The sequence below is a fragment of the Gluconobacter oxydans genome, assembly GCF_006539685.1.
In the GTDB taxonomy this organism is placed as follows: Bacteria; Pseudomonadota; Alphaproteobacteria; order Acetobacterales; family Acetobacteraceae; genus Gluconobacter; species Gluconobacter oxydans.
The window spans coordinates 1-6,227 of sequence record NZ_BJNM01000054.1 but is presented as its reverse complement, the minus strand read 5'-3'; the positions used below and the strand labels follow the sequence as shown (position 1 = coordinate 6,227).

The window sequence follows — 6,227 nt, the reverse complement described above, 5'->3', positions numbered from 1 at the left end:
CGGCGGTGTGAATGCGACGGGCGGTATGTTCGATCTTTATCGTGTCGATGCGGATGTGGGGGGCTTTGCGACGGATGACGGAATGATCCGCTATCGTGTGTACGGCACCATCAACGGGCAGCACACGCAGTTGAGCAGGACCGGAAGCCGCCGTTTCAGCATCAGCCCGTCCTTCACGTTCGGCGGGGATGGTCCGACAACCCTGACGCTGCTCGGGAACTACCAGTATGATCCGGAGAATGGTTCCTATGGTGGTGTCCCGCTGATCGGCTCTCTCAAGCGTGCGTCCTACGGCTATTTGCCGCGCAATTTCTATGATGGCGATGTTTCGGCGGAAAAATTCAACCGCAGGCAGGGGGCTATCACCTATATCCTGAACCACCGCTTCAACGACGACTGGAGCTTCAGCACGCGTGGCCGTTATGACGACATCCGCTGGAAGCGACTGATCCTGACGGGCAGCATCCGCAATGACTGGTATCGCTCCAATCAGACTGAATATTTCGAGCAGTCCAATGACCGGCAGAGTGCAAGCCAGATTACCTGGCGCGCTTCAGGACTGTATCATTTCGATTTCGGTTTTTCGCCCTATATCAGCTACTCGACATCCTTTCAGCCGCAGTCGGGCACGGTCTCGAATGACGGTGGTACGACGCTGCGACAGGCCCATCCGTCCATCGGCAAGCAGCTTGAAGGCGGCCTGAAATACCAGATCCCGGGGACGTCAGTCCTTTTTACGGCCGCGGGTTTTCATATCGAGCAGAGCAATGTCCTCGTTTCCGTTGCCAATACGGGATACAGCCTGCAAAGCGGCCTGGTTCATTCGGATGGTTTCGAGTTCGAGGCACATGCCCAGCCATTCCACAATCTGATGGTCACGGCGGCGGTCAGCTTCCAGAAAGTCAGGGATGATTCAACCGGCAAGCCGCTGATCCAGTCCGGCAAGGGGAATGCGTCCCTGTTCGCCTTCTACACAATGCCGTCCGGCCCGCTCAAAGGGTTCGGTTTTGGCGGTGGTTGCGGTATTCCAACAAGACCTATGGTGGCGAAGCGACCTATGGCAGTGTCTGGCTCCCGCAATATGCCCTGTTTGACGCCTCAATTGCTTACGACCTCAACAACATGTCTCATTCCCTGCATGGCTGGAAGGTCGCTGCCAGTGTCAGGAACCTGTTTGACAGGAACTATATTGCAAACTGCTTCGCCTATGGCGCAGACGGGCAGTACTGTTACTACGGAGAGCGGCGGAACGCTCAGGCCAGCATAGGATACAGCTGGTAATATCCATGACTTCCTGAAGGAATGCGGGAACAAACCGTGCGGTTCATGTGTGAGCCGCACGGTCATATCCCTGTCTGCTGACAAAGTTCCGCATCATTCATGAGTGAAATTCATACTTAAATGAAATAAAATCATTTTTATTCAACGAACCTCTCGGGCATAAGATTCTGCATCGCTCTGAAACGCAAACTGAAGAAACATTCCTGAAAAAAAGGAATAATTCGGGATCTTCAGTAATCTAGGCAGTATCTATCATGTCGGTTGAATTTACATTCAATATCAAGAAAATCCCATTCAATGAAGATTACACACCCTCAGACAGCACACGTCTGACAACCAATTTTGCCAATCTGGCGCGCGGGGAACACCGGCAGGAAAACCTGCGGAATGTTCTGCGCATGATTGATAACCGTTTCAATTCCCTGGCGCATTGGGACAATCCCAATGGAGACCGCTATTCCGTGGGGGTTGATATCATTTCTGCTGAAATGACGATCAGGTCCGAGGGGGAAAATGAGTGTTTTCCTCTGATAGAGGTGCTGAACAACTCTATCTTTGACAGAAAAGACGACAAACGCATCCAGGGAATTGTCGGGAATAACTTTTCATCCTACGTCCGCGACTATGATTTCAGTGTCCTGCTGTTAAATCACAATAAAGATCTGTCAGAATTCAGAACTCCTGATCGTTTCGGTGATCTACATGGCAACCTGTTCAAGTGCTTTATCACTTCAGAGTGCTACAAGGCCCATTTCAGGAAAATGCCGGTAATTTGCCTGAGCGTTTCAAGCAACAGGACTTATTATAGGACCAGGAATCATCATCCGGTGCTGGGCGTTGAGTACGAGCAGCGGGAATTTTCGCTGACCGATCAGTACTTCGGGAAGATGGGCATGAAGGTTCGGTATTTCATGCCTGAGAATGCGTCTGCGCCTCTGGCCTTTTATTTCTTTGGCGATCTGCTCTCCGATTATTCCAATATGGAGCTCATCAGCACCATCAGCACGATGGAATCTTTTCAGAAGATTTACCGTCCTGAAATCTACAATTCGAATTCTCCGGCGGCTGACTGCTATCAGCCGAGCCTGAAGCACCAGGATCATTCGGTAACCCGGATTGTCTACGACCGCGAGGAGCGCAGCCAACTGGCGATCGCGCAGGGCAGGTTTACGGAAGAGAGCTTCATCAAGCCGTATCAGGACGTTCTTGAGCAGTGGTCTGCCCAGTACTCCGTTTGAACACACCAGAACACAAGGTCATCTGTCATGAAAACACTGCTCCCCACCTCAACGGCCGGCAGCCTGCCCAAACCGTCCTGGCTGGCAAAGCCCGAAACACTCTGGTCCCCCTGGAAATTGCAGGGTGAGGAACTGGTCGAAGGCAAACAGGACGCGTTGCGTCTGACGCTGGACGATCAGGATCGTGCTGGCATTGATATCGTCAGCGATGGCGAACAGACACGTCAGCATTTCGTCACGACATTCATTGAACATCTTGGCGGCGTTGACTTCGAGAACCGTCAGACGGTCAAGATCCGCAATCGTTACGATGCGAGTGTGCCGTCAGTCGTGGGCGCCGTAACCCGTGAAAAGCCCGTCTTTGTCGAAGATGCGAAATATCTGCGGGCACTGACGAAAAAACCGATTAAATGGGCGCTGCCGGGGCCCATGACGATGATCGATACGCTCTACGACGATCATTACAAAAGCCGTGAAAAGCTGGCCTGGGAATTCGCAAAGATCCTCAATCAGGAGGCCAGGGAACTGGAGGCTGCCGGCGTCGATATCATCCAGTTTGATGAGCCGGCCTTTAACGTCTTCTTTGATGAGGTCAATGACTGGGGCATTGCCACTTTGGAGAAGGCCGTTGAAGGGCTGAAATGCGAAACAGCTGTCCATATCTGCTACGGGTACGGCATTAAAGCCAATATCGACTGGAAAAATGCGCTGGGCGCAGAGTGGCGGCAGTATGAGGAAATCTTCCCGAAGCTGCAGAAATCCAGCATCGATCTGATCTCACTGGAATGCCAGAATTCCCGCGTTCCGATGGATCTCATTGAGCTTGTGCGCGGCAAAAAGGTGATGGTGGGGGCCATTGATGTGGCGACCAATACCATTGAAACGCCGGAAGACGTCGCCAGCACGCTCCGAAAGGCCCTGCAGTTCGTGGATGCGGATAAGCTTTACCCTTCGACCAACTGCGGTATGGCGCCTCTGTCACGTCGTGTCGCACGTGGAAAGCTGAATGCTCTGGGTGCAGGCGCAGAAATCGTGCGCAAAGAACTCTCAGCCTGATCTGCCGATCCCCTGGTTCAGCGGAACCAGGGGATCACGCAGCATGGACATCCGGGGTCGTCTTCCCCGTCAGAATCAGTGATCTCCGGGGCGTTGCATGTCAGGGATGACATTCCCTGCTCATTCCCGGCTTTGTCTGTCGAGGGCAGGGCACCTTTCTCGGTACTGGCAGGGGACCATCCGTCCTGCGTTTCATCAAACATCATCACCCCTTCCGTGATTTCCGATTTTGCTTCTTCATGAATCCGTCTCGCTGGCTGGGCGCACACCCAGAAGATGTGCAATCGCGCAGGTCAGATCTGGACGGTTCAGCGTAGAGAAATGGAACTCGTTAATTCCGTGAGACTGCAGAGTTCGAACCTGCTCTGCGGCTACGATACAGGCCGCGATACGGCAGAGTTCCGGGTTCTTTGCCGTTCCTTCAAACAGGTGCGTCAGCCAGACCGGTACTGTAACCCCACAGAATGCCGAGAAACGTGCAATCTGATCATAGTTCGACACTGGCATGATGCCGGGAACGATCGGCGCGGTAATACCGGCCGCCAGACAGCGATCAAGAAAGCGCAGACAGGTCGAAGCTTCAAAGAAATACTGGGTGATGGCCCGGCTCGCACCGGCATCGAACTTGCGTTTGAGATTGTCGATATCGGCCTGTGGGTTCGGGGCCGTAGGGTGTGTTTCGGGGTAGGCAGCAACCGAGATTTCAAAGTCAGCAATGCGACGCAGGCCAGCGACCAGATCGCCGGCATAGGCGTAACCACCCGGGTGTGGCGTATAGTCGGTGCCCGCGGGCGCATCGCCCCGCAGAGCCAGGATATGCCTGACACCGGCCTGCCAGTAGGTGCGGGCGATATCATCGATTTCTTCGCGGGTCGCGCCAATACACGTCAGATGGGCGGCCGGCACGAGCGTCGTCTCCTGCTTCAGGCGCAGGACTGTCGCCTGTGTCTGCGCCTGCATCGTACCACACGCCCCATAGGTCACCGAGACAAAGCGGGGAGAAAGAGGCGCCAGACGGCGCATGCACTGCCACAAACGCTGCTCCATCGCGTCTGTCCTCGGGGGAACGACTTCGAAAGAGAGGACAGGAACGGGCATGTCAGAATGACAGAGCGACGGATGGTCCGCCAGTTTCCCGGAAAGAAGGCGTTTCAAATTCGTATTCATATCAACTGCATCAGATCGGTGAGGCGGGATGACCGACGTTCAGATGATTTCAACTAGAGCTTTATAACGATGAATATAAATGATATGTTTTCATGAATGTATTAATTTAATGCATATAGGCGGCAAGAGATGAGTGTTCTGCAACGCAATCATCTGATGATTATTCAGGAAGTTGCCCGGGAAGGCTCACTGACAGCGGCCGGCGCGCGGCTGAATCTGACCCAGCCTGCTCTCAGCCATGCCGTCCGCAAGATCGAGATGCAGCTCGGCGTGAAGATTTGGCGACGCGAAGGCCGATCCCTGATCCTGACTCAGGCTGGCCAATGGCTATTGTCTCTTGCCAACCGGCTGTTACCGCAGTTTTCGCTGGCTGAAGAGCGGCTGGAGCAGTTTGCGAATGGTGAGCGTGGCACATTGAGGATCGGGATGGAATGCCATCCCTGCTACCAGTGGCTTCTCAACGTTGTCTCGCCCTATCTCGAACGCTGGCCGAAAGTGGATGTCGATGTCCGGCAGAAATTTCAGTTCGGCGGTATCGGGGCGATCCTGAGCAACGAGATCGATATTCTCGTAACGCCTGACCCGCTTTACAAGCCCGACCTGAACTTCACGCCGGTCTTTGATTATGAACTGGTCCTCGTCGTGGGAAGCGGTCACAGATTGTATGGCGTTGATCGCGTCACGCCCGAGCAGCTTGCCGACGAAACGCTCATCACCTATCCCGTACCCTCGGAACGGCTGGATATCTATACCCAGTTTCTCCAGCCCGCCGGCATCGCACCCCGTCAGCAGAAACAGATCGAGACGACGGATATCATGCTGGTCATGGTGGCACATGGCCGGGGAGTTGCAGCGCTTCCCCGATGGTTGGTGGATGAATATGCCTCACGCTTCGACCTTCATTCCGTAAGACTGGGTGAAAACGGAATTGCGAAGCAGATCTTTCTGGGGCGCCGGGAAACTGATGCGGATGTTCAGTATCTCACCGATTTCATCGGTTTTGCAGCCGATCCGAAAGATTAGAAAGTATTTTTTCTGAGGAGGGAGGACTGCCGTTCCAACAGCACATATATTCCTGATCCCGCTATACTGGCCGCTACTGAAGCCTGCCAGGTTGCTCTCAGAATCATTTCATAGCAATGCCAAAACCCGTGTTCGGGAAACCCATCCAAGACCATTCCGGGAAGAGAAGCTGCGAATAGTGGGGCAAGACCCACACTAAAAACAAAAGCCAAGGCAAATGGCAACCAAGGTTTCTTTGTTACGCCCGGGCCTGAAAAGGCTTTTGCCACACCGCATAGCAGACCAATTCCCAGAATAGAAAAAATAGAAACCAGAACCCAAAGTAATAAATATGATGCTATATTTTTATTGGGAAAACCGGATTCCGCGTTGCGCATAATGACGAAAACGATCGCCGAAAGACATATCGATATTACGTATGATGCTTTAGGACTTAGGTGTTTGGTCCCGGGGTTTGATGGG

Annotated in this window: 5 protein-coding genes and 1 pseudogene; 4 read left to right on the top strand and 2 right to left on the bottom strand. The window is 53.4% G+C overall.

The annotated features are described in order from the left end of the window. The 3 genes and pseudogenes from GOX01_RS13245 to GOX01_RS11990 all read left to right on the top strand — a co-directional run. Positions 1-1,281 (top strand): annotated as a pseudogene (locus GOX01_RS13245) (TonB-dependent siderophore receptor); the annotation flags it as partial. Positions 1,282-1,535: 254 nt separating this feature from the next. Then, positions 1,536-2,519 carry a DUF1852 domain-containing protein gene (locus GOX01_RS11995; RefSeq protein ID WP_011253713.1) on the top strand — a complete coding sequence of 328 codons (984 nt, stop codon included), beginning with the start codon at positions 1,536-1,538 and terminating at the stop codon, positions 2,517-2,519. A 27-nt stretch (positions 2,520-2,546) separates the two neighbouring features. Further along, positions 2,547-3,575 (top strand): methionine synthase, encoded by a 1,029-nt coding sequence (locus tag GOX01_RS11990; RefSeq protein ID WP_011253714.1) that lies wholly within the window; start codon positions 2,547-2,549, stop codon positions 3,573-3,575. Positions 3,576-3,812: 237 nt separating this feature from the next. Here the strand turns inward: GOX01_RS11990 and metF are convergent, their stop codons facing one another. After that, entirely contained in the window at positions 3,813-4,742 is a 930-nt protein-coding gene (gene metF, locus GOX01_RS11985) for a methylenetetrahydrofolate reductase [NAD(P)H] (protein ID WP_062268839.1), read from the bottom strand. A gap of 129 nt (positions 4,743-4,871) precedes the next feature. Here metF and GOX01_RS11980 point away from each other — a divergent pair, with 129 nt between their 5' ends. After that, positions 4,872-5,765, top strand: a complete 894-nt coding sequence (locus GOX01_RS11980; RefSeq protein WP_062268837.1) for a LysR family transcriptional regulator — start codon at positions 4,872-4,874, stop codon at positions 5,763-5,765. Here GOX01_RS11980 and GOX01_RS11975 read toward each other — a convergent pair. Beyond that, positions 5,762-6,227 (bottom strand): hypothetical protein (locus GOX01_RS11975; protein ID WP_218023022.1); only part of this gene is annotated, 466 nt, incomplete at its 5' end. The genes GOX01_RS11980 and GOX01_RS11975 overlap by 4 nt on opposite strands.

What these genes read in the sequence shown, in the direction of transcription:
- GOX01_RS11990 (WP_011253714.1), top strand. Translation starts at nt 2,547, where the DNA reads ATGAAAACACTGCTCCCCACCTCAACGGCCGGCAGCCTGCCCAAACCG.
- metF (WP_062268839.1), bottom strand. Translation starts at nt 4,742, where the DNA reads ATGAATACGAATTTGAAACGCCTTCTTTCCGGGAAACTGGCGGACCAT.
- GOX01_RS11995 (WP_011253713.1), top strand. Translation starts at nt 1,536, where the DNA reads ATGTCGGTTGAATTTACATTCAATATCAAGAAAATCCCATTCAATGAA.
- GOX01_RS11980 (WP_062268837.1), top strand. Translation starts at nt 4,872, where the DNA reads ATGAGTGTTCTGCAACGCAATCATCTGATGATTATTCAGGAAGTTGCC.